This window comes from Spongiibacter taiwanensis (assembly GCF_023702635.1).
Classification (GTDB): Bacteria; Pseudomonadota; Gammaproteobacteria; order Pseudomonadales; family Spongiibacteraceae; genus Spongiibacter; species Spongiibacter taiwanensis.
In genome coordinates this window covers 1,588,127-1,614,250 of record NZ_CP098455.1, presented here as the reverse complement: position 1 = coordinate 1,614,250, position 26,124 = coordinate 1,588,127, and the positions used below count along the sequence as shown (strand labels likewise).

Annotated in this window: 26 protein-coding genes; 17 read left to right on the top strand and 9 right to left on the bottom strand. The window is 57.6% G+C overall.

The features are described from left to right. Positions 1-2 precede the first annotated feature (2 nt). Positions 3-1,208: a molybdopterin molybdotransferase MoeA gene (locus tag NCG89_RS07420; protein ID WP_251089125.1), complete on the top strand. Its 1,206-nt coding sequence runs from the start codon at positions 3-5 to the stop codon at positions 1,206-1,208. A gap of 70 nt (positions 1,209-1,278) precedes the next feature. Here the strand turns inward: NCG89_RS07420 and fabB are convergent, their stop codons facing one another. Continuing rightward, complete coding sequence (gene fabB, locus NCG89_RS07415; protein ID WP_251089124.1) at positions 1,279-2,499, bottom strand: beta-ketoacyl-ACP synthase I; 1,221 nt, start codon at positions 2,497-2,499, stop codon at positions 1,279-1,281. A gap of 45 nt (positions 2,500-2,544) precedes the next feature. Continuing rightward, the gene (fabA, locus tag NCG89_RS07410) at positions 2,545-3,069 is read right to left on the bottom strand and encodes a bifunctional 3-hydroxydecanoyl-ACP dehydratase/trans-2-decenoyl-ACP isomerase (protein WP_251089123.1); all 525 of its coding nucleotides are present in this window, start codon (positions 3,067-3,069) and stop codon (positions 2,545-2,547) included. Positions 3,070-3,289: 220 nt separating this feature from the next. On the opposite strand from fabA, the gene galU reads away from it, so the two are divergent. Next, the gene (gene galU, locus NCG89_RS07405; RefSeq protein WP_251089122.1) at positions 3,290-4,120 is read left to right on the top strand and encodes a UTP--glucose-1-phosphate uridylyltransferase GalU; all 831 of its coding nucleotides are present in this window, start codon (positions 3,290-3,292) and stop codon (positions 4,118-4,120) included. A 2-nt stretch (positions 4,121-4,122) separates the two neighbouring features. Further along, positions 4,123-5,472: a phosphohexomutase domain-containing protein gene (locus NCG89_RS07400; protein ID WP_251089121.1), complete on the top strand. Its 1,350-nt coding sequence runs from the start codon at positions 4,123-4,125 to the stop codon at positions 5,470-5,472. A 158-nt stretch (positions 5,473-5,630) separates the two neighbouring features. On the opposite strand, the gene NCG89_RS07395 is transcribed toward NCG89_RS07400, so the two are convergent. From NCG89_RS07395 to NCG89_RS07385, 3 genes are all read right to left on the bottom strand, one after another. Next, complete coding sequence (locus NCG89_RS07395; RefSeq protein WP_251089120.1) at positions 5,631-6,158, bottom strand: hypothetical protein; 528 nt, start codon at positions 6,156-6,158, stop codon at positions 5,631-5,633. Beyond that, the gene (gene pgi, locus NCG89_RS07390) at positions 6,139-7,779 is read right to left on the bottom strand and encodes a glucose-6-phosphate isomerase (RefSeq protein ID WP_251089119.1); all 1,641 of its coding nucleotides are present in this window, start codon (positions 7,777-7,779) and stop codon (positions 6,139-6,141) included. Before pgi ends, NCG89_RS07395 begins: the two co-directional genes overlap by 20 nt. A 185-nt stretch (positions 7,780-7,964) precedes the next feature. Then, complete coding sequence (locus tag NCG89_RS07385; protein ID WP_251089118.1) at positions 7,965-8,966, bottom strand: polyprenyl synthetase family protein; 1,002 nt, start codon at positions 8,964-8,966, stop codon at positions 7,965-7,967. Positions 8,967-9,192: 226 nt separating this feature from the next. Here NCG89_RS07385 and rplU point away from each other — a divergent pair, with 226 nt between their 5' ends. From rplU to proB, 4 genes are all read left to right on the top strand, one after another. Continuing rightward, complete coding sequence (gene rplU / locus NCG89_RS07380; protein WP_251089117.1) at positions 9,193-9,504, top strand: 50S ribosomal protein L21; 312 nt, start codon at positions 9,193-9,195, stop codon at positions 9,502-9,504. An 18-nt stretch (positions 9,505-9,522) separates the two neighbouring features. Then, positions 9,523-9,780, top strand: a complete 258-nt coding sequence (gene rpmA / locus NCG89_RS07375; RefSeq protein WP_251089116.1) for a 50S ribosomal protein L27 — start codon at positions 9,523-9,525, stop codon at positions 9,778-9,780. A 246-nt stretch (positions 9,781-10,026) separates the two neighbouring features. After that, positions 10,027-11,226: an Obg family GTPase CgtA gene (gene cgtA / locus NCG89_RS07370; RefSeq protein ID WP_251089115.1), complete on the top strand. Its 1,200-nt coding sequence runs from the start codon at positions 10,027-10,029 to the stop codon at positions 11,224-11,226. Positions 11,227-11,237: 11 nt separating this feature from the next. After that, entirely contained in the window at positions 11,238-12,365 is a 1,128-nt protein-coding gene (gene proB / locus NCG89_RS07365) for a glutamate 5-kinase (RefSeq protein ID WP_251089114.1), read from the top strand. On the opposite strand, the gene NCG89_RS07360 is transcribed toward proB, so the two are convergent. From NCG89_RS07360 to NCG89_RS07345, 4 genes are all read right to left on the bottom strand, one after another. Beyond that, entirely contained in the window at positions 12,362-14,194 is a 1,833-nt protein-coding gene (locus NCG89_RS07360; protein ID WP_251089113.1) for a sensor histidine kinase, read from the bottom strand. The two genes, proB and NCG89_RS07360, sit on opposite strands and share 4 nt — an antisense overlap. Positions 14,195-14,261: 67 nt before the next feature. After that, the gene (locus tag NCG89_RS07355) at positions 14,262-15,536 is read right to left on the bottom strand and encodes an ABC transporter substrate-binding protein (RefSeq protein WP_251089112.1); all 1,275 of its coding nucleotides are present in this window, start codon (positions 15,534-15,536) and stop codon (positions 14,262-14,264) included. 174 nt (positions 15,537-15,710) lie between these two features. Then, positions 15,711-15,977: a 30S ribosomal protein S20 gene (gene rpsT, locus NCG89_RS07350; RefSeq protein ID WP_251089111.1), complete on the bottom strand. Its 267-nt coding sequence runs from the start codon at positions 15,975-15,977 to the stop codon at positions 15,711-15,713. Between the two features lie 115 nt (positions 15,978-16,092). After that, positions 16,093-16,470, bottom strand: a complete 378-nt coding sequence (locus tag NCG89_RS07345; RefSeq protein ID WP_432757885.1) for a diacylglycerol kinase — start codon at positions 16,468-16,470, stop codon at positions 16,093-16,095. A 160-nt stretch (positions 16,471-16,630) separates the two neighbouring features. Between NCG89_RS07345 and NCG89_RS07340 the strand changes: the two genes are divergently transcribed. The 10 genes from NCG89_RS07340 to rfbD all read left to right on the top strand — a co-directional run bounded on the left by NCG89_RS07340 (position 16,631) and on the right by rfbD (position 25,987). After that, positions 16,631-17,464, top strand: coding sequence for an LpxL/LpxP family acyltransferase (locus tag NCG89_RS07340; protein WP_251089110.1), 834 nt, complete (start codon positions 16,631-16,633; stop codon positions 17,462-17,464). 2 nt (positions 17,465-17,466) lie between these two features. Continuing rightward, positions 17,467-18,372: a mitochondrial fission ELM1 family protein gene (locus NCG89_RS07335; RefSeq protein ID WP_251089109.1), complete on the top strand. Its 906-nt coding sequence runs from the start codon at positions 17,467-17,469 to the stop codon at positions 18,370-18,372. Between the two features lie 13 nt (positions 18,373-18,385). Next, a complete protein-coding gene (locus NCG89_RS07330; RefSeq protein WP_251089108.1) occupies positions 18,386-19,531 on the top strand; it encodes a glycosyltransferase family 4 protein in 1,146 nt (381 codons plus the stop codon). A 72-nt stretch (positions 19,532-19,603) separates the two neighbouring features. Then, on the top strand, positions 19,604-20,644 hold the full coding sequence (locus NCG89_RS07325) for a glycosyltransferase family protein (RefSeq protein ID WP_251089107.1): 1,041 nt from the start codon (positions 19,604-19,606) through the stop codon (positions 20,642-20,644). Continuing rightward, positions 20,641-21,363: a YrbL family protein gene (locus NCG89_RS07320; protein WP_251089106.1), complete on the top strand. Its 723-nt coding sequence runs from the start codon at positions 20,641-20,643 to the stop codon at positions 21,361-21,363. The genes NCG89_RS07325 and NCG89_RS07320 overlap by 4 nt, the downstream gene beginning before the upstream one ends. After that, the gene (locus NCG89_RS07315) at positions 21,356-22,411 is read left to right on the top strand and encodes a glycosyltransferase (protein ID WP_251089105.1); all 1,056 of its coding nucleotides are present in this window, start codon (positions 21,356-21,358) and stop codon (positions 22,409-22,411) included. The genes NCG89_RS07320 and NCG89_RS07315 overlap by 8 nt, the downstream gene beginning before the upstream one ends. Positions 22,412-22,582: 171 nt before the next feature. Next, complete coding sequence (locus NCG89_RS07310; RefSeq protein ID WP_251089104.1) at positions 22,583-23,425, top strand: glycosyltransferase family 2 protein; 843 nt, start codon at positions 22,583-22,585, stop codon at positions 23,423-23,425. A gap of 36 nt (positions 23,426-23,461) precedes the next feature. Then, positions 23,462-24,523: a dTDP-glucose 4,6-dehydratase gene (gene rfbB, locus NCG89_RS07305; protein WP_349631930.1), complete on the top strand. Its 1,062-nt coding sequence runs from the start codon at positions 23,462-23,464 to the stop codon at positions 24,521-24,523. Between the two features lie 31 nt (positions 24,524-24,554). After that, the gene (gene rfbC / locus NCG89_RS07300; RefSeq protein WP_251089358.1) at positions 24,555-25,112 is read left to right on the top strand and encodes a dTDP-4-dehydrorhamnose 3,5-epimerase; all 558 of its coding nucleotides are present in this window, start codon (positions 24,555-24,557) and stop codon (positions 25,110-25,112) included. Continuing rightward, complete coding sequence (gene rfbD / locus NCG89_RS07295) at positions 25,109-25,987, top strand: dTDP-4-dehydrorhamnose reductase (RefSeq protein WP_251089103.1); 879 nt, start codon at positions 25,109-25,111, stop codon at positions 25,985-25,987. The genes rfbC and rfbD overlap by 4 nt, the downstream gene beginning before the upstream one ends. Positions 25,988-26,124: the final 137 nt, after the last annotated feature.

The following is a 26,124-nucleotide window of genomic DNA, read 5'->3' as shown; positions in this document are numbered from 1 at the left end:
TTTTGGCATTGAGGTCGGTTGAGGATGCATTGCACTATTTGTTGGCGGATGCCCCTCAACAGGGCGTAACGCGGAAAAATATTGCGCGATCACTGGGCGCGGTGTTGGCCGAGCCCGTGCTGGCCGAGATGGATGTGCCGCCTCAGGCCAATAGTGCAATGGATGGTTATGCGGTCTGCCTTTCTGCGCTGCCCGAGGACCGGGTGTGTGCGGTGAGTCAGCGGGTGCCAGCCGGTGTTGCCCCGGAGCCGCTGGTGGCGGGAACGGTGGCCAGAATCTTTACGGGGGCGGTGATCCCCCCGGGTGCCGATTGCGTGATCGCCCAGGAGGATTGTGAAGTCCTGAGTGATGGTAAAGTGCGCCTTCCTGAGAAAATGAAGGCTGGCCAACATATTCGCCCCCAAGGGCAGGACATCCGTGCGGGCAGTGAGATATTACCGGCAGGGCGCCGGCTGTCGGCGGCTGATCTGGGCTTGGCGGCGTCTCTCGGGCTGGCCCAGCTTCCGGTGAGTCGTCCCTTGAAGGTGGCCTTGCTGTGCACCGGTGACGAGTTGGTGGAGCCCGGCCACCCTCTATTGCCAGGTCAAATTTACAATTCCAATCGGCCAATGCTCAAAGCCTTGTTATCGGGCATTGCCGACCAGGTGCTGGATCTGGGTATTGTTGCTGATCGGCCGGAGGCGACTCGGGCGACGCTGCTGGAGGCCTGCGAGCGGGCTGACGTGGTGATCAGTACGGGTGGGGTATCCGTCGGCGAGGAGGATCATATTCGCCAGCAGCTCGAAGAGATGGGTGCCTTGCAGTTTTGGAAGCTGGCTATCAAGCCTGGCAAACCCCTGGCCTACGGACGTATTGGCAACGGTGTGCCGTTTTTCGGTCTGCCCGGCAATCCGGTATCGAGCTTTGTCACCTTTGCGTTGTTGGTCCGCCCCTACCTGCTGCGAATGTTGGGGGTGGTAGACGTGCAGCCCCAGCAGTGGTGGGCGCGGGCGGATTTTGAATGGCCCAAGGCGGGTACGCGGCAGGAGTATTTGCGGGCGCGGGTGACGCCGGGCGAGACGGGGCCTGAAGCCTGCATTCATCCCCAACAAAGCTCCGGAGCACTGAGTTCGGTGGTATGGGCCAATGCGCTGGTGGTGGTTCCTGCTGGGCGCACGGTGTCCAAAGGCGATCCGGTATCGGTGCTGATGCTGCGCGATTTGCAGTAAGATGAAGCGATCAGCCACAAAAAAGCCCGCAAAAGCGGGCTTTTTTGTGGCTGATCGCCGTGGGCGAGGTTTAGCCTTGGTAGCGTTTGAACACCAGGCTGGCATTGGTGCCGCCAAACCCAAAGCTGTTGGACATCACGCTGTTGAGCGTCACGCCTTCCTGCTTGGTCTGGGCAATGGGCACGCCGGCCGCTTCGGGGTCCAGGGTCTCGATATTGGCTGAGGCTGCGATAAAGTTGTGCTGCATCATCAGCAGGGAGAAGATGGCTTCCTGTACACCGGTGGCGCCCAACGAGTGTCCCGCCAGGGATTTTGTGGAGCCGATCACCGGGATCGACTTGCCCTCGTAGGCCTGCTTGATCGCCTTAAGCTCCTGCATATCACCGGCGGGGGTGGAGGTGCCGTGGCTATTGATGTAGTCGACCTCATCCAGGCCTTGAAGCGCCAGGCGCATGCAGCGTGCCGCGCCTTCGCCGCTGGGGGCAACCATGTCGTAGCCGTCAGAGGTCGCGCCGTAGCCTACCAATTCGCCGTAGATTTTCGCGCCGCGCGCTTTGGCGTGCTCCAATTCTTCCAAGACGATCATGCCCGCACCGCCGGCGATAACAAAGCCATCGCGGTTAGCGTCATAGGGGCGTGAGGCCTTTTCCGGGGTCTCGTTGTACTTGGTGGACAGGGCGCCCATGGCATCAAACAGGCAGCTCAGGCTCCAGTGTTCTTCTTCACCGCCGCCGGCGAAAACCACATCCTGTTTGCCGAGTTGAATCAATTCGGCGGCATTGCCAATACAGTGAGCGCTGGTCGCACATGCAGAGGAGATGGAGTAGTTCACACCCTTGATTTTGAAGGGTGTTGCCAGGCAGGCCGACACCGTGCTGCCCATGGTCTGGGTAACGCGATAGGGCCCAATGCGCTTGACGCCTTTTTCCCGGAGGATGTCGGAGGATTCGATCAGATTGGCTGAGGAGGCGCCGCCGGAGCCGGCGATAATGCCGGTGCGCTCATTGTCGATGTCTGATTGCTCAAGGCCGGAATCGGCGATGGCCTCTTGCATGGCGATGTAGGCAAACGCCGCGGCATCACCCATAAAGCGCAATTGCTTGCGGTCAATCATGCCGGCTTTGTCGAGATCTTTGATGGAGCCGGAAATTTGGCTGCGAAAGCCCATTTCCTGGTAGGTCTCGTTAAAGGCGATTCCGGATTTACCTGTTTGCAGGGCGCTCAGGGCCTGCTGCAGATTATTGCCGATGCTAGAGACGATGCCCATGCCAGTGACGACAACTCGTTTCATTGCGAACCTCTTGTTCTATGCACTTTAGAAAGGTGTAAAGCTGACTCAGCCGAAGTCGGCATCGCGGCTGAAGAGCCCGACGCGCAGGTCTTTGGCGCTGTAGATGGTTTTCCCGTCCACCAGCACTTCGCCGTCTGCGATACCCATGATCAGTTTACGCTCAATCAGGCGTTTGAAACTGAGTTTGTAGGTAACCAGTTTGGTGTCGGGAAGAATTTGGCCAGTGAACTTGATTTCACCTGCACCCAGCGCCCGGCCTTTGCCCTCATTGCCACGCCAGCCGAGGAAGAAGCCAACCAGCTGCCACATGGCATCCAGGCCGAGGCAGCCAGGCATGACCGGGTCGCCGATGAAGTGGCAATCAAAGAACCAAAGATCGGGATTGATATCCAGTTCGGCAATCAATTCGCCCTTGCCATAGGCGCCGCCTTCGCTGCTTATGTGGGTGATGCGATCGAGCATCAGCATGTTATCGACCGGCAGTCTTGGGCCATTGGGGACGAAAAGTTCGCCGTGACCGCAGGCGATAAGTTCCTCTTTGGTGAAGCTGTTTTTTTCGGTTAACGACATGTAACTGGACATTATTGGTTGTGAAAGTTGGCGCGCATCTTAGCACAGTGACCCGGGCTGCACAGTAAAATGTCGGGTTGGCGTGATGTTTGCTGTCATAAATTATTAACCCTCCCCCAGTATAAGGGGGAGTCATTGCGAAACGGCGAAGGGCTTGTGACAATGCTTCACCGCCTCACGCTTGAGTCAAGGAGTTGGGTTAATCCCTTAAGGACAGAATATGATTAGAAAATGTTTGTTCCCCGTCGCCGGTTACGGCACTCGATTTTTACCTGCCACAAAGTCCATGCCCAAAGAAATGCTGCCAGTGGTGAATAAGCCCCTGGTGCAATACGGCGTTGAAGAAGCGATCGACGCCGGGTTGAAGCAGATCGCCTTCGTTACCGGTCGTGGCAAGCGTGCCATTGCAGACCACTTTGATATCAGCTACGAGCTGGAGCACCAGATTGCTGGCACCAGCAAGGAAAAATACCTGACCTCCATTCGCAATGTGCTGAACAAAGGCACCTTCATGATGACCCGCCAGCGGGAAATGAAAGGCCTGGGTCACGCAGTGTTGACCGCCGAATCCCTGATCGGCAATGAAGCCTTCGGCGTGATTCTGTCGGACGATTTGTGTCTGAACAAAGATGATGATGGTGTGCTGAAGCAAATGGTGAAGCTGTACAACCAGTTTCGCTGCAGCATCGTTGCCATTCAGGAAGTCCCCATGGATGAGATCGACAAGTATGGGGTAATTGCTGGTGACGATATGGGCAATGGCCTGTTTCGGGTCAGTGATATGGTGGAGAAGCCCGCCCCCGCGGATGCGCCATCCAACTATGCGGTCATCGGTCGCTATATTTTGACACCAGATATCTTCGATATTATTCGCGCCACTCCTCCTGGCAAAAACGGCGAGATTCAGCTGACCGACGCGCTGCTGACCCAGGCTAAGGCGGGCTGCGTGCTGGCGTACAAATTCCGTGGCCGTCGTTTTGATTGCGGAAGTGTGCCAGGCTTTATCGAAGCGACGAATTTCGTTTACGAGAACATCTACGGCGAGGAGTGATCGTGACCGAATTAACGTGCTTTAAGGCCTATGATGTTCGCGGTCGGATTCCCGATCAGTTGAATGAGGATGTGGCCTATCGCATCGGCCGCGCTTTTGCCGACGTGATTCAGCCCAAGAAAGTGGTGGTGGGACACGATATCCGCCTTAGCAGCGAGGCCATTAAAGGCGCGCTGAGCGATGGTTTGCGTGATGCCGGTGTGGATGTCTATGACATCGGTTTGTGTGGCACGGAGGAAATCTACTTCGCCACTTCTCACGCGGGCATGGATGGCGGCATTGCGGTGACGGCCAGCCACAACCCGAAAGACTACAACGGCATGAAGTTTGTCCGGGAAGAATCCAAGCCCATCAGTGGCGACACGGGCTTGCTTGATATCAAGGCGCTGGCCGAAAAGAACGATTTTGGTCCGGCTGCGACGCAGCGTGGCTCCCTGCGGCCGCTGGATACGGCCAAGGCCTACATCGAGCATTTGCTTAGTTATGTGAATGTGGCGGATCTGAAGCCGCTCAAAATCGTGGTCAATGCCGGTAATGGTGGCGCCGGTCGGGTGATCGATTTGATCGAGCCCTATTTGCCCTTTGAATTTATCCGGGTGCATCACGAGGCCGATGGCAACTTTCCCAACGGCGTGCCCAACCCCCTGCTGATCGAGAATCGCCAGCCGACAATCGATGCGATCAAGGCCCATGGTGCCGACTTGGGTATTGCCTGGGATGGCGATTTTGACCGCTGCTTCTTCTTCGATGAGACCGGCGATTTTATCGAAGGTTATTACGTGGTGGGCCTGCTTGCAGAGACCTTCCTGCTGTTGTCCCCGGGTGAAAAGATCGTTCACGACCCGCGCCTGACCTGGAATACCATCGATATGGTCCAGGCTTCCGGTGGTGAGGCAGTGCAAAGCAAAACCGGCCATGCCTTTATCAAGGAGCGTATGCGCAAGGAGAATGCGGCGTATGGCGGCGAAATGAGTGCCCACCATTACTTCCGCGACTTTGCCTACTGCGACAGCGGCATGATTCCCTGGCTGCTGGTCACCCAGTTGATGTCGGTGAAATCGGCTAGCCTGTCATCGTTGGTGGAAGAGCGGGTTGCCTGCTTCCCCTGCAGTGGTGAGATCAATCGGGAGGTCGCTGATGCGGCGAGCACGATTGCCGCCATCGAGGCACGCTATGCTGCTGAGGCGACCGAAGTGGATCGCACCGATGGGCTGAGCATGTGCTTTGGTGATGCCTGGCGCTTTAATGTGCGGATGTCTAACACCGAGCCAGTGGTTCGCTTGAACGTGGAGAGCCGCGGCGACATGGCGCTGATGAAAGCGAAAACGGAGGAGTTGTTGGGGCAGTTGTAGTCTGGCAATGACCTTGCAACCCAACAAAAAAGGCGCCATTGGCGCCTTTTTTGTTGGAAGTTGGGTGTCTGGCGCGATGCTATCTCTGCGTATCGAGGCCGCGTCGTTCCTTACGCGTTTCTTGCGATCCGGAATCCAGCGAATTTTGAGTTCGGGAGTCACTGGGCCCCGGCTCGGAGAGGGGAGTGGGCCTGACGTCGGACGTCTGCAGCGGCACCACCGGAAGATCCCAGGCAACCGTCATTCCGGACGCGCTGTCTGCGATCCGGAATCCAGTCTTTGAGTCCGGGCGGTACTGGACCCCGGCTCAGAGGCCGGGATGACGATGAATAGAGATCGGCGTTGACGTAATTAAAGTGCGCTAAAAGCTTGACGTGCGCAGGCGCCAAATCATGCTTTTCCAGCGTCCAGCGTCCAGCGTCCAGCGTCCAGCGTCCAGCGTCCAGCGTCCAGCGTCCAGCGTCCAGCGTCCAGCGTCCAGCGTCCAGCGTCCAGCGTCCAGCGTCCAGCGTCCAGCGTCCAGCGTCCAGCGTCCAGCGTCCAGCGTCCAGCGTCCAGCGTCCAGCGTCCAGCGTCCAGCGTCCAGCGTCCAGCGTCCAGCGTCCAGCGTCCAGCGTCCAGCGTCCAGCGTCCAGCGTCCAGCGTCCAGCGTCCAGCGTCCAGCGTCTACTTCTGCGCCTTCGCATAACGGGCCAGCAACTGGGCCGTCGAGCTGTCAACGTTGTCGGCTTCGCCATTGGCAAGGCCGGCCATCAGTAGTTGGCTGATTTGCTTCCCTCTCTCCACGCCCCACTGGTCAAAGGGGTTGATATTCCAGGTGAAGCTGGCCGCGATAAGGCGATACTCATAAAGCGCAATCAGGCTGCCCAAGGCGGCAGGAGAAAGTTTATCCATCAGAATGGTGGTGCTGGGGCGATTTCCCAGCATGGCCTTATGGCGGGCCAGGCTGGCAGCCTCATCGGCGGGGCTGCCCTGGGCAAGTAAGTCGGCTTCAATTTCGGCGGACGACTGGCCGCTCATTAACACCAGGCTCTGACCAAAGCAGTTGGCGAGAAGGGCCTGATGTTGATCGCCGATAGGGTTGTAAGACGTCAGCGCGGCGATGAAGTCACAGGGAATGGCGTCGCCGCCCTGATGCAGCAGTTGATGGAATGAGTGTTGGCCATTGGTGCCCTCGGTGCCCCAGATGACATTGCCGGTCCCGAAGCCCAGGCGATTGCCATCTTGGTCAACGGACTTGCCAGCACTTTCCATAAACAGCTGCTGCAAATACGTGGGCAGCAGGCCCAGTCGGTGCTCGTAGGGCAGGATCGCGTGGGAAGTGTAGCCCCAAAAGTTTCGGTACCAGACATCAAGCAGCCCCAGCAGCAGCGGAATGTTTTCCGCCATTGGCGTCTCTGCGACGTATTGGTCTACGGCGTAGCCCCCTTCAAGGAAGGCCTCAAAGGCGGGCATACCATAGCTGAGCGCCACGGCCAAACCAAACCCTGACCACACCGAGAAACGCCCGCCGACCCACTCGGGCACGGCGAGTATCTGGTCGGGGGTGATGCCAAAGCGGGCGGCTGCTTCGGGTTTGGAGGTGACCGCCATAAAGTGGGCTGATATGTCCTCTTGGCCTAAAGTTTCGCGGAGCCAGTGCATCGCTGCCTCGGCATTGGCGCGGGTTTCCTGGGTGCCAAAGCTCTTGGAGGCGACCAGAAACAGGGTGGTTTCTGCGGGGATCACGCCGAGAATGTCGGTGATCACGCTGGGGTCAATGTTGGCTGCAAAGTGGGGTTTGAGCTTGCTGCTACCGTGATTGGACAGCGCGTCACACAGTAAGCGCGGGCCAAAGTCAGAGCCGCCGATCCCAATGTTCACCACGTCGGTGAAGGCTTTGCCAGTGGCGCCTCGGCGAGTGCCGGAATGCACCTCGGTGACCAGGCGCTGCATGGTCTGGTACATGGTGTCGATGGCCGGGTCGCCGCTGGCGTGCTCTTTGCCCCAGCGGCGCAAGGTTGGGTAGCAGGCTTTGCGGTCCTCGGTGTTGTTTACCGGCGCGCCCTGGCGCAGTGCAGCTAATTTGCTCGCCAGTCCGCCTGCCTCTGCCAGTGCGCAGAGGGTGTCTAAAATGTGGCTATCGAGGTGGTGCTTGGAGTAATCGACAAACAGGTTGCCAACCTCGCCGCTGAAGCGCTGGGCGCGCTCGGGGTCAGATGCAAAGCGACTGCTGAGCGAAATCGCAGCCGCGTCCTTGGCGAGTTGATCTAGGCCCTGCCAGGCTTGGGAATGGTTAAGGGGTGCTTGGTTGCCGTCCTGAGTCACAATATCATCCTGTTAGTGTAGTGGCGGTTTGCTGCGAGCGTCCTGCAGAGTAATGCAAAAAGTTTACCGTTTTTAGTGAGTTGCCGTCAGGCGGGGGAGGGATAAATCTTACCTGCAACCTCCGACATGCCTGCTGAAGAGGTGGTCGGTAATTCAGGTGGGGCAGGGGGAGGATTGATTTGGCGCTAGCTATTTCTGCCCAGTGCGATGTCAGCCAGCGCAGTCAAAGCCGATTTGTAATGGTTGTCTTTCAGCTCGCTAATGGCTGCGATGGCCGCATTGGAGTAGGTCTGGGCGGCATCTCGGCAGTATTGCAGTGCGCCGCTGTCGGCGACCGCGGTTACGATGCTGTCGAGGTGGGCAGCTGATTTTTCGGTAATTGCCTGGCGCACCCGATCTGCATCTGAGGGCTTGCCATTTTGCATCACAAAGATCAGTGGCAGTGTCGGTTTGCCTTCGGCCAGGTCATCACCGATGTTTTTGCCGGTTTCTTCGGGGTTGCCGGCGTAATCCAGTACGTCATCGACCAACTGAAAGGCGATACCCAAATTCATGCCGTAACTGTGCAGGGCGCTGCGGGTTGCGTCATTCTGATTGCTGAGAATGGCGGCACCACTGCAGGCGGCGGCAAAAAGCACGGCGGTTTTACTGCGGATCACCGAGTAGTAAGTGGCTTCGTCGGTATCGGCTTGGCCAGCTCGGGTGAGCTGCAGGACTTCGCCCTCTGCAACCGTATTGGTGGTGCTCGACAGCAGGCCCATCAGCGGCATATTGCCGATATCCACCAGAATCTGGAAGGCCCGGGAGTACAGGAAATCTCCCACCAGTACGCTGGGTGCATTGCCCCAGTTGGCATTTGCGGTGGGGCGGCCCCGGCGCAGGTCTGACAGGTCCACCACATCGTCGTGCAGCAACGTGGCGGTGTGAATAAACTCGATGACCGACGCCAGCTTGATGTGATGTTGGGTGATCTCGCCAATGGTGCCAGCGCTCAACAGGCTGAGCAGAGGGCGCAGGCGTTTGCCGCCAGCATCAACGATGTAATGCCCGATATTCTCAACCAGGGGAACGTTGGAGTGGAGCTGGTCGATGATAAAGTCGTTTACCGCGTCAAATTCGCTGGCGACGACTTGCCGGATTTGCTGCATCTTCACTGGTTGGAATGGTCTGGCGGAGTCGGCTGGCATCGTATGAGCGCCACCCGGGGCTGTCAAGGGATGGTGAGTTTTTAGCACTTCTGCCTTGGTGGCTATTGTTTACGTTGGCGATTCTGCGTACAATTCGCGCCCCTGAAGCAAATCCGCACGCCCGATACTCGGTGCGGTGCGGTGCCTGGACTTGTTCTGGGTGGCTCCGGCCACGTCAGTCCCAACAACGATTTGCATTGCAAGCAGGCTCTTGGAGAAATTGCCCATGTACGCAGTAATTGAAAGTGGCGGTAAACAGCACCGCGTGGTTGAGGGTGAAACCCTCAAGCTGGAAAAGCTGGAAGTCGCTACCGGCGAAAGCGTAACCTTCGATAAGGTTCTGCTGGTTAAAGCTGGTGAAGAATTGAAAGTTGGCGCTCCCTATGTAGAGGGCGGCAAAGTGACGGCCGAGGTGGTTTCTCAAGGTCGCCACGCCAAGGTGAAAATTGTTAAGTTTCGCCGTCGTAAGCACAGCATGAAGCAGGCTGGTCATCGTCAGTGGTTCACCGAAGTGAAAATCACTGGTATCAGCGGCTAAGGATTAGGAGAAACTCTAATGGCTCACAAAAAAGCTGGTGGTAGTACCCGTAACGGACGCGATTCCGAAAGTAAACGCCTTGGTGTGAAGCGCTATGGCGGCCAAACTGTGACGGCGGGCAGCATTATTGTCCGTCAGCGCGGCACCAAGTTCCACGCGGGTGAGAACGTGGGTTGTGGCACTGACCACACGCTGTTCGCCAAAGCGGAAGGTGTGGTGAAGTTCGAAGTGAAGGGCCCGAAAAACCGCAAGTACGTCAGCATCGTCGCTGCCTAAGCTTAACGGCGCAGTCCGAAAGCCTCGTCAGTTGACGGGGCTTTTTTGTATGGATGGGAGGCGCTGGACGGGAGACGGGAGACGCTAAAACTGGCGCCTTCGGCGCTATAAGCGCTTCGGGCGGCGAAGCCGCCCCCGCTTTTGCATCTCCCGTCTCCCGTCCAGCGTCTCCCCGCAGCTCCCCACATCCACCCGGTAACGTTATACACTTCCAAATATCGAACGCATCAAGAAACGGCGGGAACCATGAAATTTGTAGATGAGGCGGTAATCAAGGTCGCGGCGGGCCGTGGCGGAAATGGCTGCCTCAGTTTTCGGCGGGAAAAATTTATCCCCAAAGGCGGCCCCGATGGTGGCGATGGCGGTGATGGCGGCAGCGTGTTGCTGCGCGCCGATGATGCCCTCAATACCCTAGTGGATTTTCGCTTTGTGCGCAGCTACAACGCCGAGTCCGGCGAGCCGGGCCGGGGGAGCAATTGCCGCGGCAAAAGTGGCGCGGATCTCATTCTGGATGTCCCGGTGGGAACCACCGTGTTGGACGAAGATACCGGCGAAGTGCTGGGTGATCTGGTGTCGATCGGCGATACCTTGAAGGTTGCCCAGGGCGGCTTTCACGGCCTGGGCAATACTCGGTTCAAATCCAGCACCAATCGCGCGCCGCGTCAGTTTACCCGGGGCAGTGATGGCGAGGCGCGGACCCTGCGCCTCGAGCTTAAGGTGTTGGCGGATGTCGGCTTGCTGGGCATGCCCAACGCCGGCAAGTCTACTTTTATTCGTGCTGTCTCCGCCGCCAAGCCCAAGGTAGCTGACTACCCCTTTACCACCCTGGTGCCTAACCTCGGTGTGGTGCGGGTGCAGCCCCATCGCGGATTCGTGATTGCTGATATTCCGGGGTTGGTCGAGGGCGCCGCTGAGGGCGCGGGTTTGGGTATCCGGTTCCTCAAGCATTTGACCCGCACCCGTCTGTTGCTCCACCTGGTTGATGTGGCGCCCTTTGATGACAGTTCGCCGGCCGATGCGGTCGCCATTATTGCCAAGGAGCTGGCGCGATTTAGCCCCACGCTGGCCGGCCGGGATCGTTGGTTAGTGTTGAATAAGACCGACTTGCTGCCTGAAGACGAGCGCGAAGCGCGCTGTCAGGCAATCGTGGATGCGCTTGGCTGGACGGGGCCGGTCTATCGGGTATCAGCATTGCAGCAGCAAAATACCGATGCGTTATGCCGGGATATCCTGCAGTACGTGGAGGCACAGGCGGAACGGCTGCAGGAGGATCCGGATGCGGCAGAAGCCGAGCGCCAGGTTCAGGACGCCATGCAGGCTGAAGCCAGAGACCGCATACAGGCCCTCAGCGACGCCCGTCGCGCGGCGCGGCGCGGTGGCGAGGATGACGATGACGACTTCGACGACGATGACGACGGCGATGTCGAGGTGATTTATCAGCCCTAGGGTATCTGCCAGTGTCTGAAAATAGGCTGTTGTTGCGAAATGCCCGTCGGGTGGTGGTCAAAATCGGGTCGGCTTTGCTGACCAATGATGGCCGCGGTCTGGCTGCCGACAATCTTGACGATTGGGTCGCCCAGTTGGCCTTGCTCAGGCAGCAGGGGCGCGAAGTGGTTTTGGTCTCCTCGGGTGCGGTGGCTGAAGGCATGACCCGGCTGGGTTGGAAGCAGCGGCCCGACGACCTGCACAAGCTGCAGGCCGCGGCGGCGGTGGGGCAAATGGGGCTGGTTCACGCCTACGAAACCCGCTTCAGTCGATATGGGTTGCAAACCGCCCAGATTCTGTTGGGGCATGATGATATTTCCGCCCGGGACCGCTACCTCAACGCGCGTAATACCCTGCTTACTTTGCTGGAATTGGGGGTGGTCCCCGTGGTCAACGAAAATGACACGGTGGTGACCGACGAAATTCGGTTTGGCGACAACGACACCTTGGCTGCCCTCGTGGCCAACCTGATCGACGCCGATGCGCTGTTGATTCTGACTGATCAGCGAGGCCTTTTCGCCAGCGACCCCCGGGCAAACCCTGATGCGGAGCTGATTGCTGAGGCCGAGGTCGATGATCGCGCCCTCGATGCGATGGTGGGTGGAAGTGCTGGCAGCCTTGGCCGTGGTGGCATGCTCACCAAGCTGCGCGCCGCCCGGCTGGCGTCGCGCTCCGGGGCGGACACGGTGATTGCCGGAGGCCGAGAGGAGCGAGCGATAGAGCGAGTGTTTGCCGGCGAGTTGCTGGGTACCTTGCTGCTCTCCCGGCAGCCTCCAATCGCCGCGCGCAAGAAGTGGCTGGCGGGCCAGCTCCAGTTGCGCGGTGCTTTGCTATTAGATGACGGCGCGGTGCAGGTTCTTCGGCAAAAGGGACGCAGTTTGCTGCCGGTCGGGGTAACGGGGGTGACGGGAGAATTTCGCCGGGGTGACCTGGTGGCCTGCCTGGATGCTAACGGCGCCGAGGTGGCGCGGGGGTTGGTCAACTACAGCGCCGCCGAAGCCCGCAAAATTCAACGCCTTCCCAGCCATAAGATTCTCGACGCGCTAGGGTATTTAGGTGAGCCAGAGCTGATTCACCGGGATAATCTGGTGGTGCTCTAGGCGGCTTTTAATGCCTGGTGGGGTGGCTCTGCCGGCAGTGTTAGCCGGAAGAGCGTGCCCTGTTGCAGAGGTTGGTACTCCACCTCCGCGTGAATGATGTGTGCACTTTTTTTCACCATGTACAAGCCGAGGCCGCTGCCAAAGGAGGCCTCGGGGTGAAAGCGTTTAAACATAGAAAACATTTGATGGCGATGTTCGCTGGGGATGCCCAGGCCGTTGTCTTCTATCTCCAGTGTTATCCACTCCCCTTGCTGTTGCCCCCGGATCGTTAAATAGGAGTCGCTTTTCTCCAGGTCTTGGTACTTTATGGCGTTGGATATCAGGTTTTCGACGATTAGCGTGATCCGGCTGGCGCGGCTCCGCAGGGCGATATCGGGGGAAATTTGGCTGGTAACGCGCAGCCGTTGCGCGTTTTCCATGTGTGCGACCTTTGCCAGCGCGTCGTCGACAAGTGTGCCAAGGTCGATATCACTGAGGGCTTCCGGGGCATTTTTGGCGCGTGACAATGCCAGGATATCGCGCACAAGCTTTTCCAGCTTGGTGAGTGAGTCTTTCGCAAAATTCAGCGCCTGCTTGGCTTGCTCGGGCTGGTTCTGGCTGATGCTGTGGTCGACGATGTCCAGCAAACTCAGCGAGGCAACCAGGGGCGAGCGGAGATCGTGGGAGGTCCGGTAGGCAAACTCCTCAAGTTCTTCAGTTTGATTCTCCAGGTCTTGGGCCATCAGTTTGAATTCGTTGGCCGCCTTCGCCATATCGCCGACCTCATCCCGCCGTTGCTGGGCGGGAATTTTAATGTTGGCTTCACCCCCGGCCAGGCGGGAAAGCGTTCTGGTCATGGCTTTTACGGGGTTGGCGATGCCATTCGCAATAAAGATGGATCCGGTCAGGCCGGCAATGACCGCCAGGCCGGCAAACAGGTAGAGCAGTTGACCGGATTTTTTCATTTTGGCGGCAATATCGTCCCTCAGGGTGTTGGTGTGGACTTCCACCAAGTTGTCCAGCTCGCCAGAGAGCTGATTGATCTGCACATTTTTGCCGGCCAACACAACATTGATCAGCTGCAAATAGGCGCTGCGGTTGATTAGCAATTTCCGTAGCGCCTCGTTGTACCCTGCCAGGGTGAGCCTAAGCGCCTCCAGCGTTGCGCCGGCATTGGTGCTGTTCCCGGTGCGGGTAAGCCGCTCGACCCTGGATTGCACGGAGCGAAGCAGGCCGAGGCTGTCCTCAAAGGCAGCAATGTGGGTGGAGGTGCTGATGATTTTGGCGTTCGCGTAAATTTTAAGTAAATCCAGTTGCATGGCGTGTAGGCTGCTGAGCAGGGCGCCCTGATTCGATGTGCTCACCTGTTCGCTCAATGCCACCAGAGAGCTAACTGCCGCGTTGTGTAGCGTTTCAATGTCGGTTTCCAGGGTCGATTTCAGTTTCTTCTGGGTATCGACAGACTGACGAAAGAGCTGGGTATATTCATTGTAGGCGGCGGTCATGCTCGCCAGGCGCTCGGCGATCAGCTCACTGCCTGCTGTCAGGTCCGAGGCCAGCTGTAGCTCATTGCTGATTTGCTGCTCCAGGCGTTGAATTTTGTGGAGAACACCACTGTAGCCGACCGAGGAGTAAACCAGTGCAAGGCGTTGTAGCTCGAGGATATTGCGATTGATTTCGAGAAAGTCCAGGCGCTGTGCGTTTGCTTGCTTGAGTGTGTCGAGCTGGTCCTGTAGCTGTTTGACGCCGACTGCGCTCAGGGCGCTCAAGAGAATGAGAGTAATAAATACGGGCGAAAAGCCGAGAAGTATTTGGCTTCTGATCGGAAGGTTGGCTAAGAGCCTGAACATTGCCGTTTCGCCTCCGCGGTTTGTGTCGACAAGGGTGTGTTGTGAATGCTGTGTGACGCGGCCCTGGTTAAGAGAGCAGGAATTCGTGCCAGCGAGGGAGGCTGTATTCGTAGTTGTCCATCACTGTGTTCCAGACTGCAACATTGCTGAAGCGATTTTCGTACGAGCCGCCGCTGCGTACCGCGCCAGCTCTCACTGCGACGTTGCCCTTGGTGTTAAGCAAGTTGGTTGAGGTTTCCTCACCGGCATACCAATAGCGCCACTCGTCGGGGGACAGGTGAAGGCGGGCGCGCTGGGGGTTGGAGATGTAGTAGCCCTGTCGCGCAATGAAGGCGCCTGGCCAGCCAGATAGCCACCAATTCATGAACTTGTAGGCGGCATCTTTGGTATGCCCCTCGGCATTGGCGGACAGGCACATGACCCCATGCCATGCTCGGTACCCCTCCCGGGGCGCGGCATAAATGACGGGAAGGTTTTGCCCGTTTAGCGCAGAAACCGCCGGGGAGAACATGCTGGAGATGACGGCGCGCCCCTCCGAAAAAAACTTGACCGATTCCGGTACCGAGTTCCACAGGCCGCAAAAATGCCCTTTTTGTTTCAGCTCGATCAGAATATTGAACAGCTGATCTATTTCAGCCCGACTCATATTGCCAATATCGTTAAATTGCATCAGCCCTTTTGCCTGGGCCGCCAGTGCGGCATCGAAGATGCCGATCGTGGGCGCGTTGACCAGCGCTACCCGCCCGCGGTAGGCATCGTCGAGTAGCCAGCCCCAGCTCTCTGATTGATAGGGGGTGCCTCTGGCGATGTGGCGCGTGTCATAACCAAATGAATCCGTGTTGTGCACATAGGGAAGGAAGCTGATTTGCGGGCCCGGGTTCGCTCCCAGGGTGCCATCAGCCTGCAGGTAGAGCAGGGTATGCGGCGCGTCTCCGGCGCCGATTTTTGCGTTGGGTGTAATGTAGCCGGTTTTACTTAGATTATTGATTTCATTCCAGTAATCGAGCCGGTCGGTGTCGATTCCCTGGATCGCCTCGGCCCGCCACAGCACATTGATGCTGTCGGACCATTGTTCGTAGAGGTCAAATGACTCGGGTGCTGCGGATGCTTTCTGTAAGACTTCTGAGCTGCCGCCGGGTGTAAAGATGATGTCGATATCCAGCTCTCGTTGTGCCCGCTGACGAATTTCCTCCTGCAGGGTCACGTGGGTGCCGAGCACGCGGAGGGTTGGTCGTTTGTTCGCGCGCACAAAGGGCGCATTGATGCTTAAGGCGACATGGGTCGCTGCCGCGGCAGAGGCCTTCAAAAGCGAGCGGCGAGAAAGGCGAGGCTTGTCGGTCATGTGTTCACCCACTTGTGTCTTGACGCTGTGCGTCGGTCGTGGCGCCTTTTGGTGGCCAACTATGCATTAAGCAAGAGGGTGGGGTGGGAATGTATCCGTGGTTGTGACTATATTTGTGTCGTAGGGACGAAAAAAAACCCGCCTAAGCGGGTTTTTTTACATCAGGCTGATCGCTTACGCGGCCATGGCCTTGATGCGGGCATTCAGGCGGCTCTTGTGCCGAGCAGCCTTGTTCTTGTGAAAGATGCCCTTGTCTGCCATGCGGTCAAGTACGGGAATGGCTGCGCCATATGCCGCCTTTGCCGCTTCCTGGTCGCCGGACTCAATTGCAGCAACTACCTTCTTCAGGTAGGTGCGAACCATGGAGCGCAGGCTGGCGTTGTGCGTGCGACTTTTTTCCGCCTGACGTGCGCGCTTCTTTGCTTGGGGGGAATTCGCCACGCTTCTTACTCCTCGAAAACTGGCTCTGAAATTTAGGGCGGGGATTATTCAGCTTTGCCGGGATGATGTCAAGACTGTTCGGGGGAAAAGTCCGGTTTTCTGGCGATGGGGCCGCCTACTGGGTCAATCTTTCGAAAATGACCAGGCCCCAGACCACCAGGCACAGCAGCAGGCTCACCATAACCGCCGCCGAGCCAATGTCTTTTGCCTGGCCTGAGAGCGGATGGCGCTCGCTACCAATGCGGTCGATGGCGGCCTCGATAGCGGAGTTGATCAGCTCGACAACCACCAGCAGGGCCACGCTGAAGATGAGCAGACCACGCTGAGTCGCGTCTTCGCCGAGCCAGAAAGCGGCAGGCAGCAGGATGAGGGCGAAGGTCGCCTCCTGGCGAAAGGCCTCTTCATAGCGCCAGGCGGCTCGCAGCCCCCTCCAGGAATAAGTGCTGGCGGCGATGAGTCGTGATAGGCCTGAGCGGCCGGGCTTATTCATCATGATAAAAATGCGGTCTCTGGCGGAGAGCTTGCGTGCATTCAGTGTACAATGCGGCTCGGTTTTAGAACACAAAACGCTGCTATCTTATTGCGCTCTCATGACAATTCCGCGACACCTTTACGCTCCTAAACATTGGCCGACTTGGTTGGCGGTGCTGGCGATGTGGCTGATTTCACGTCTGCCGCAGCCGGTTTGCCATCACTTGGGTGAGGCCATGGGGCGGGGCTTTCACCTCTTGGCCCGCCGCCGCAGGCACATTTGCGAGGTCAACTTGCGCCTGTGCTTCCCATCTCTGAGCGCGGCAGACCACCGGCGTCTGGTTGCCAAAACCATGCGGGATCAGGGCATCGGCCTGTTGGAGACCCTGCGGATCTGGTTTCTGCCGCCGGACAAACTCGGTGTGCAGCTGGACCTGAAAAACGAACACCTAATGGAGATTGGCGAGGACGGCCGGGGTATTTTGGTGGTCGGCAGCCACTTCACTTGCCTGGATATGTGCGGCTTGCTGGTCGGGCTGCGTTTCCCAGCGGACTCTTTTTACCGCGTGCATAAAAATCCGGTGCTGGAGTGGGTGTGGAGCCGCTCCCGGGGGCGGTTTGGCGAGCCGATCCATCGTCGGGATATGAAGCGGGCGCTGCGCCGGTTGCGCGATGGGCACCGTCTTTTCTATCTGCCAGATCAGGATTACGGCCGCAAATCGGCCGCCTTTGTCGATTTTTTTGGCGTGACGGCGGCCACCACCCTGGGGACAAGCACCCTGGCCAAGGGCGGTCGGGCCAGAGTGATCTTTCCGACGTTTCGGCGCTGTGATAGCGGTCGACGCTTCGAGGTGTCCTTTCGCGAGCTTGAGGATTTTCCCAGTGATGATCCGGCGGCGGATGCCCGGCGGATCAATGCCTTGCTCGAGGAGGCAATTCTGCCGGCACCTGAGCAATATATGTGGGTGCATCGGCGCTTCAAAACGCGGCCCAAGGGCGAGCGGGGGGTCTACTGATCATGGCACTGCAGGTGTGGGTGTTTACCGATGGTCGGCTGGGGCATCTGAATCAGCTCAGGGGCCTGGTTGAGCGGCTGGCGTCGAAAGCGGATACCCATGTCTGCTATTTCAATTTGGCGGAGCAGCGGTTTCGCTACCGAGGCAAGATGTGGCTGCAGCGCGCCCTCGGCGCGCAGGCGATGCCAGACCTGATTCTGGGGGCGGGGCGTCGCTGCCACTTGCCGATGCTTTGGGCGGGCTGGCAAACGGGGGCAAAGACCGTGGTACTGATGAAGCCCAGTCTGCCGCTGCGGCTGTTTTCCGGTGCCTGTATTCCCGCCCACGATAATCCCCCCTTGAGAGACGGCATTCTTGTGACCAAGGGGGTGATGAATAATATCGTCCCCCGGGTTGAAGGGCGCGATGCCTCGAGTGGGCTGATGTTGCTGGGCGGAATCAACCGGCATTTTGCCTGGGACGACCTGGCTGTTGTTGAGCAGGTTGTCGATATTGCCGAGGCCAGCCCGGATATCACCTGGCGACTTAGCGATTCGCCACGCACTCCCACGAGCTGCCTGCCGTTGCTGCAAAAGATGTTGCTGGAGCGTGGCCTGGGCAACGTCGATATCACTCCCTACCGAAACACCGGGCCGGGTTGGTTGCAGGGCCAGTTGGCTGAAGTGGGGCGGGTTTGGGTGAGTTGCGACAGCGTTTCGATGGTGTTTGAGGCCATCACGTCGGGCGCATCGACAGGCTTGATTGATTTGCCGCCGCTGCGGGATTCGCGGGTGTGCCGGAGCATGGCGGGGGTGGTCAATGCGGGGCTTGCGCCCAGCTGGCAGGGGCCCAACACACTGTTGCCGGAGCCGGGGCTGCGATTGTGGGAAGCGGACCGTGCGGCAGACTGGATACTGGCTCGCCTGTGAGGAGCAGAATGAAGTGGCTGACATAGATATTGCCGCCGAAGGTGGGCGCCCACTCAGAGTGGTGCAGATTTTGCCCGCCCTGAATGCCGGTGGCGTAGAGCGTGGCACCGTGGAGTTTGCCCGAGAGCTCGCCAGGCTGGGGCATGAGTCGATTGTCATTTCCTCGGGCGGTCGACTGGCGAAGACCATTGAGAGTGAGGGCAGTCGGCACATTGACATGCCGGTACATCGCAAATCCTTGTGGTCACTGTGGCAGGTGCGGCCAATGCGCCGCCTGTTAACTGAGTTGGCCCCCGATATTGTCCATGTGCGCTCCCGGGTGCCGGCCTGGATTGCCTGGCTGGCCTGGCGGAAAATGCCTGTGGCCACCAGACCGCGGCTGGTCAGTACCTTTCACGGTATGTACTCGGTCAATGTTTACAGCGCGATTATGGCCAAGGCGGAACACTGCATTGCCATTTCGCACTGCGTTGAGGGTTATATTCGCGAAAACTATCCGCAAGCGGCTGACCGAATTACGCTGGTGCCACGAGGGCTCGACCCAAACGCGTTTCATGCTGATGCCTGTACGCCAGCGTGGTGTGAGGCCTTGTATGAGCAATATCCTCAGTTGCAAGGCAAGCAATTGATTTTAATGCCGGGCCGCCTGTCTCGTTGGAAAGGCCAGGAGGCCTTTCTGCAAATGATGGCCACGCTGACCCAGCGCCGCGGCGACTGCCATGGCGTGGTAGTGGGTGATGCGGAACCCGGAAAGCAGCATTATTTGCAAGAGCTATTGGCTCAGCGTGACGCGCTGGGGCTGCATGACAAAGTGACCTTTGTTGGCCATCGCAATGACATTGCTGCTTTCTATGGCCTGGCAGCGATCACCTGCCATATGTCCAGCAAGGCTGAGCCCTTCGGACGCACCGTACCCGAATCCCTGGCGGCGGGCACACCGGTGGTGGCTTATGACCGGGGCGGGGCCGCAGAGTCGCTCAATGAGGCGTTTCCCGAAGGGTTGGTAAAGGCAGATGATGTCGGCGCCTTTGCTGAGCGGGTGGCGTCACTCATTGATCATCGCCGCCACATCAGCCTGCCGGAGGAATATTACCTGCAGCACCAGGTGTCGGCGACGCTTAAGATTTATCGGAATTTGCTGGATAAATCGGCGCTGTAGCGGTTTGGACGCCGATGCTATAGTGACCGGCATTGTCCGGCGCTGTCACAAAATGATGAGAAAGCGATAACAATGAGAGTGTTACATATTGCCTACCAGCAATTGCGTCGCTACGGCGCCACGCGGGTCAGCTGGGCCCAAAAGCTGAGTTTTGGGCTGATCAAAAACGACCATTATTTGCAGACATTCAGCGACCGGGATGTTGCTGCCTTTGAGGCGCCGCTGGGAATACGCGATCTTGGTGTAAGCAAGGCGAACAAGCGGCTGCTGGAAATGGTCGAAGCGATGGAACCTGAGCTGGTGATTGCCGGCCACTGTGACATGATCAGCAACGCCACGCTGCAGGAAATCAAAAAACGTAATCCCCACTGTTTTATCGCCCACTGTAACAATGACCCGTTGTTTGTGCCGAGCAATGTGGAGCGGATCAAATCCAGGGCCGCGGTGACGGATGCGATTTTCGTTTCGACCGGGCGGCGGGAGTTGCGCCAGTTCGAGGGTATCGGGGCACGGGTTTACCATATGCCCAACCCAGTGGAAGCCTCGGTGGAGAATCTCGATAACTCCCAGCGCGAGGATCTGCCCATTGATCTGCTGTTCTGCAGCAACAGCACCAACTTGACCAAGCGCCTTGAAATGGTAGGGCGGATCAAACAAGCGGTAAGCGGCGAAATGAACTTCAAGACCTACGGTAGTTTTGGTGAAGCGCCGGTGTGGGGGCGCGACTATGATCGCGCCTTGGCCGACAGCAAAATGGGCTTGAACTTGAATCGTCAGGAGGGGGATTACTGGTATTCATCGGCCCGCATGGCTCAGCTGGCCGGCAACGGTATTTTGCAATTCACCCATAGCGGCCCCAAATTCGACGAGCTGCTACCCCCTGAGTCCGCCGTTTACTTTGACGATGAGGCGGACCTGCTGGCAAAAATTCGCGAGTTTCACGGGGATGATGCCAAGCGTCGGCAATGGGCGGCGCGAACACGCGATTTTTTCCACCGCGAAATCAATTCCAAGCTGTACGCGCAATACATTCTTGAGGCGTCGACCCTGCAGGCTTTCAGTCATGACTATGTCTGGGCGCGGGACATTCACCTGGATGGCAGCCAGCGATGAGCCTGGAGCTCAAACCATTAAAACCTTTTGCCCAGGGCGGAAACCGCCTGTGCTATGTGCATCCGGAATTCCCAGATCGCTGTATCAAGGTCCGGCGTCCGGACTTTACCCTCGAAGATCGGCGGCGCAAAAAAGGCTTTCCCAAAAACCTCAAACCCCTGTCGAGCTTTGACGATAACCTGGACGAATTCCGGGTTATGCAGCAATTTCAACAAGATTACGACGACGGCATGTTCAACCATATCAGTCGCTGTTTCGGTTTCGAAGACAGTGATATGGGAAAAGGGCTAACGTCGGAATTAATCCGCGATAGTGATGGGCGTATTTCCATCACGTTAAAACAATATCTTTGGGATTTTGGCTACCCGGAGACGCTCCAGGCGGCGGTTGCGGAGCTTTGCCAGCATTGGCGGCATTACCGGGTGCCCTCGCGGGATTTGCTGGTTCACAATGTGGTGGTTCAGCGTGAGTGGCGCGCAGAGCAGGAAATTATTCGGCGGTTGGTCGTCATTGATGGCTTGGGAAGCGCAGATATCATTCCCTTGGCATGGCAGCCTGAGCGCTGGCGACAAAATAAAACCGAGCGCAAGCTCAGTAATTTTCATCAGCGAATTGAAGACATGTTAGCGACGCGCGGCAATGAGACATTTCCCGGTTACCATGGCCTGTTGTTCCACGATGGCTTGGGAGAGCAGGCGGGAGAGCGCCTAAATGACTGAACGTTCCGGCAATGCGCCTATTCGCGTGGCCCAGGTGTTGGCCGGTGCCGAGCAGGGTGGCGCCGAAAATTTCTTTGTTCGCTTAACCACTGGATTGGCAGAGCAGAATGCGATGACTGTCAGGGCGTTCTTACGCCGTCATCAGCACCGCCTGGATGCTCTTCGTCGCCAAGGCGTTGACGCTGAGGGCTTTCGTTTTGGTGGTAAGTTCGATTTTTACGATCGCTGGGTATACCTGCGCCGCCTAAAGGCGTTTAACCCTGATATCGTGATGACCTGGATGGGCCGGGCCAGTGCGGCCACCCCGAGCGGGGATTACGTTTTGGTGAACCGGCTGGGGCACTACTACAACCTCAAATACTATCGCCAGGCAGATTACTGGGTTGGCATTAGCAAAGGCATTTGCCAGCATTTGATTGATGGCGGTATGCCAGCCGATAAGGTCGTTCATATCCCCAATTTTGCCGATGAAACCCCGGTCACGCCGCTGCCACGGGAGAGTTTTAATACCCCAGACGGCGTGCCACTGATTCTCGCCGCCGGGCGCCTGCACCAGAATAAGGGCTTCGACACCCTGTTGCGTGCGCTGAAAGCCATTCCCGATGCGGTACTGTGGCTGGCCGGTAGCGGCCCCGAGGAGGCGGCATTGAAAGGCCTGTGCAACGAGCTAGGCCTGGATGACCGGGTGCGCTTTCTCGGCTGGCGCAATGATGTCACGGCCCTGATGCGCTCCGTTGATCTGTTCGTTTGCCCCTCCCGGCATGAGGGGCTCGGCTCGATTGTGATGGAGAGTTTCTGTCACGGCTGTCCTATCGTGGCGACCAACTCCCAGGGGCCGGGAGAAGTCATTGAGGACGAGTACAGTGGCCTGCTAACAGAGATCGATAATGTTGACCAATTGGCGGCTGCCATCGCCGGGCTGTTGGCCAACGACAAGGCGAGAAACCGACTCGCTGAGAACGCCAGGTCGGTTTACCAGAGCACCTATAGTAAGCAGGTTGTCATCGATGCCTACCACGCGTTTTACCAGCGTATTGCGGTTAAGTAAGTCTGGCCGGGTGGCGGTAATGATAGTGGGTATGACCCTGATAGGTGCGCGTCTCAACAACGAATGGACAATGATTGAGGTGCCTGAGTGGGAATGTTAAAGGCTTATCAGGCGCGCCGTCGAGCGCGCCGCGCGCGCGAGGAGATCCGCGCTGCGATAGCGCAAAAAACGATGGCGCTGACAATCCAGTATCAGGACTATGCGCTACATCGGCAGGAACCGGGGGTGGCGGCAAACTCCCCTCGAGAACTGATTGTTTCGCTGACGAGTTTTGGTAAGCGTATTCACGACGTCTACCTGACGGTGGAGAGCCTGTTTCAGCAGTCCCACAAGGCTGACAGAATTTTACTGTGCTTATCTGCCGAGGAGTTTAATGAAAGCAATCTGCCGGCTGTGCTGAAAGCCCAGCGCCAGCGCGGTTTGGAGATAGAGTTTGTAGAGAAGGATCTAGGCCCTTATACCAAGTTTTACTATGCCCTGCGCAAATACCCTGATGCGCTGTTGATCACTGTCGATGATGATATTTTGTATCCAATCGATATGGTTGATCGCTTATACAGTGCCCACCTGCAAGCGCCGGAGATGATTCACTGCGGCCGGGCACACCGCATTGCATTGGATGAACATGGGGCGTTGCTGCCCTACAAAAAATGGTGGCGATCCAGCAAAGCGGCGGAAAGCTCGTTGCTGATTTTCCCCACTGGCGTTGGCGGTGTACTTTACTTCCCGGGCTGTTTTGATGAGGAGATTTTTAATCAAGACGCTTTCTTGCGGCTGGCGCCGGGTGCTGACGATGTTTGGTTAAAGGCGATGAGTCTAAAACAGGGGGTGGAGTGCCGCGTATTCGAGCAGCGAGGCAATTGGATGCTTAATCACCCCTCGATTATCGGCAGCCAGGAAACTTCGCTGAAGCGCAGGAATAAAAGCACAGGCGATGGCAATGATGTGAAAATTCGGGCGGTGTTTGACGAATATTCATTGCTGCCCGTCATTCGAAAAGCGCAAATTGAGTAACGACTACTTCTTTCGCTTCGATGGCGGCGCACACTAATGTCTGGGGTGAAAACAATTCTCGTGACCGGTGGCGCCGGTTTTATCGGGAGCGCGGTCGTTCGCCATATTCTTTCCGAAACGGATTTCAGCGTTGTTAATGTCGATGCCCTGACCTATGCCGGTAGTCTCGACGCTATCCCCATCGCCCTGCAGCGTTCGCACTATGTCTTTGAGCGCGCTGATGTTTGCGACGGCAAAAGAATGGCCGAATTGCTTGAGCGTTATCGCCCCGATGTACTGATGCACCTCGCTGCAGAGACTCATGTGGATCGCTCGATTGAGGGGCCGGATTACTTCATTCGAACAAACTTCGTTGGCACTTATACCCTGTTGGAGGCGGTGCGCGTTTATTGGCAGGGCCTGTCGGTTGATCGCAGAAAGGCCTTCCGTTTTCATCATGTGTCCACTGATGAGGTCTATGGCGACCTTGGTGCGCGGCCGGAATGGCTCGCCACCGAGGATTGTGCTTACGCCCCCAGCTCACCCTACGCCGCCAGTAAAGCGGGCGCGGATCACCTTGTTAGAGCCTGGGCGCGCACCTACGGCTTGCCCGTTGTGTTGTCAGCGTGCTCAAACAACTACGGCCCGTATCAATATCCGGAGAAGTTGATACCCAGGATGATTTCCTGTGCGCTCGCCGGTAGGCCACTGCCTGTTTACGGTGACGGAAACCAAATGCGAGACTGGTTGTATGTTGAGGATCACGCACGGGCCCTGCTGGAGGTCGCCTGTCGCGGTGAAGTTGGCCATACCTACAATATCGGTGCGCGCTGCGAACAACGAAATATCGATGTAGTCCGGGCGGTTTGTGAGCTTCTGGAGTTATTGGCGCCGAACAATCGGCATTCCCGCGTGTCAGGAGCAGGGTACGCCCAGTTAATTCGGTTCGTATCGGACCGTCCCGGTCATGATGCTCGGTACGCCGTTGATCCGAGCAAGCTTGAGGCCACTTTAGGGTGGCGTCCTCGGGAGCGTTTTAGCGAGGGGTTACACAAAACCGTTCAGTGGTATCTCGACCACCCCGAATGGCGGCAGCGCGGCGGCAGTATCGAGTCCTAGGCGACGTAAGTGAACTTATTGGCAATAGATGATGAACGTGATCCCTACTTCGTTGAGTAACTGTGTTGTGATCGAGCCCAACGTACACAGCGACCGGCGCGGGCTGTTTCTTGAGTCGTATCACGCTCAGCGTTTCTCCCAGGAGGCCGGTATTGACCTGCCCTTTGTGCAACACAATTTTTCTGTTTCAGTTCGTGGCGTTTTGCGGGGGCTGCATTTCCAGCGCCGCCAGCCTCAGGGAAAGCTGGTGCGAGTTACTCGTGGCGAAATATTTGATGTGGCGGTCGATATTCGGCAGGGGTCGCCTAGCTTTGCGCAATGGTTTGGCGTAACGCTTTCATCGGCGAGCCATCGTCAGCTTTGGGTGCCACCAGGGTTTGCACACGGATTTTTGGTGCTCAGCGATGTTGCCGAGGTGGAGTACAAATGCACTGCCTACTACGCCCCTGAAGATGAGGCGAGCATAGCTTGGGATGATCCAGTGCTGCAGATTGCTTGGCCTTTACCCTCGGGCGTGATACCGATCCTGTCTGACAAAGATGCTGCCGCTCCCGGGTTTGAATGGTTTTGCAACGAGGGGGTATTGTGAGAATTCTGCTCGCCGGCGCAGGCGGTCAGTTGGGCCGTTGTATTCAGGATGCCATTGATCCAAATCGCCATCAGCTGATCGCCCTGGATCGATCAGCTTTGAACGTTGCCGACGGAACGGCGGTGGCGAGGGCGGTATCGCGATTGGAGCCAGATGTTGTTATCAATGCTGCGGCCTTCACGCAGGTAGATAAAGCGCAAGCTGAGCCAGAAATGGCCGCCCTGATCAATATACAAGGTGCGGCAAATCTTGCGGCGGCCAGCCAGTTATGTGGTGCGTTGATGATTCAACCGTCATCAGATTATGTCTACGACGGCGCCAAGGCTGCCCCGTATTACGAAGATGATGCTACCGGACCTATCAATGTTTATGGGTTTACCAAGCTCCGTGGCGAGGAGGAGGTTCGGCGACGCTGCGAACGGCACGTCATTTTGCGAACCTCGTGGTTGTTCAGTAAATACGGGCAGAATTTCGTTGCCACCGTGCTGCAATTGGCCCGCGAAAAGGGCGTGCTGCAAGTAGTAGATGATCAAATTGGGTGCCCAACCTTTGGGCCTGACCTGGCTGCAGCCTGCCTCGCGCTGTGTGATGCCCAATCCATGGGGCAGGTTACGTATGGCGTCTTTCATTTTGCCGGGGATGGCCATGTCAGCCGCTACCAGTTCGCCGGGGAAATTTGTGATGCTGCGTTTCAGCAAGGAATGCTCCTGGGTCAAACCGAGATTCGACCCATTACCTCAAATCAGTGGCAGGCGGCTGCTCCCAGGCCACTGAACTCGCGTCTTGGCGTTGCCAAATTTGAAGACTGTTTTGGCCCTGTGCCGCGGAACTGGCGGCAGGGGCTTGATCAGCTGATCCGCTCGGGTATGCGCTAAGGTTTCTGGTTTTCGCGTAGTCCGTGTGCGAAGTCAGCGGATTACCAAGGCGGCGCGTTGCGGTTACAATCCCTTATCACTCATTTCTTGGTCGCTTCGCTTGCCGGTGAAACGAACTGAATAACCCCGTTGGAAAC

Coding starts and splice junctions, on each gene's coding strand:
- fabB (WP_251089124.1), bottom strand. CDS start 2,499: ATGAAACGAGTTGTCGTCACTGGCATGGGCATCGTCTCTAGCATCGGC.
- fabA (WP_251089123.1), bottom strand. CDS start 3,069: ATGTCGTTAACCGAAAAAAACAGCTTCACCAAAGAGGAACTTATCGCC.
- galU (WP_251089122.1), top strand. CDS start 3,290: ATGATTAGAAAATGTTTGTTCCCCGTCGCCGGTTACGGCACTCGATTT.
- NCG89_RS07395 (WP_251089120.1), bottom strand. CDS start 6,158: ATGCGAAGGCGCAGAAGTAGACGCTGGACGCTGGACGCTGGACGCTGG.
- NCG89_RS07385 (WP_251089118.1), bottom strand. CDS start 8,966: ATGCCAGCCGACTCCGCCAGACCATTCCAACCAGTGAAGATGCAGCAA.
- rplU (WP_251089117.1), top strand. CDS start 9,193: ATGTACGCAGTAATTGAAAGTGGCGGTAAACAGCACCGCGTGGTTGAG.
- rpmA (WP_251089116.1), top strand. CDS start 9,523: ATGGCTCACAAAAAAGCTGGTGGTAGTACCCGTAACGGACGCGATTCC.
- cgtA (WP_251089115.1), top strand. CDS start 10,027: ATGAAATTTGTAGATGAGGCGGTAATCAAGGTCGCGGCGGGCCGTGGC.
- NCG89_RS07360 (WP_251089113.1), bottom strand. CDS start 14,194: ATGTTCAGGCTCTTAGCCAACCTTCCGATCAGAAGCCAAATACTTCTC.
- NCG89_RS07355 (WP_251089112.1), bottom strand. CDS start 15,536: ATGACCGACAAGCCTCGCCTTTCTCGCCGCTCGCTTTTGAAGGCCTCT.
- NCG89_RS07345 (WP_432757885.1), bottom strand. CDS start 16,470: ATGATGAATAAGCCCGGCCGCTCAGGCCTATCACGACTCATCGCCGCC.
- NCG89_RS07340 (WP_251089110.1), top strand. CDS start 16,631: ATGTGGCTGATTTCACGTCTGCCGCAGCCGGTTTGCCATCACTTGGGT.
- NCG89_RS07335 (WP_251089109.1), top strand. CDS start 17,467: ATGGCACTGCAGGTGTGGGTGTTTACCGATGGTCGGCTGGGGCATCTG.
- NCG89_RS07325 (WP_251089107.1), top strand. CDS start 19,604: ATGAGAGTGTTACATATTGCCTACCAGCAATTGCGTCGCTACGGCGCC.
- NCG89_RS07320 (WP_251089106.1), top strand. CDS start 20,641: ATGAGCCTGGAGCTCAAACCATTAAAACCTTTTGCCCAGGGCGGAAAC.
- NCG89_RS07315 (WP_251089105.1), top strand. CDS start 21,356: ATGACTGAACGTTCCGGCAATGCGCCTATTCGCGTGGCCCAGGTGTTG.
- NCG89_RS07310 (WP_251089104.1), top strand. CDS start 22,583: ATGGCGCTGACAATCCAGTATCAGGACTATGCGCTACATCGGCAGGAA.
- rfbB (WP_349631930.1), top strand. CDS start 23,462: ATGTCTGGGGTGAAAACAATTCTCGTGACCGGTGGCGCCGGTTTTATC.
- rfbC (WP_251089358.1), top strand. CDS start 24,555: ATGAACGTGATCCCTACTTCGTTGAGTAACTGTGTTGTGATCGAGCCC.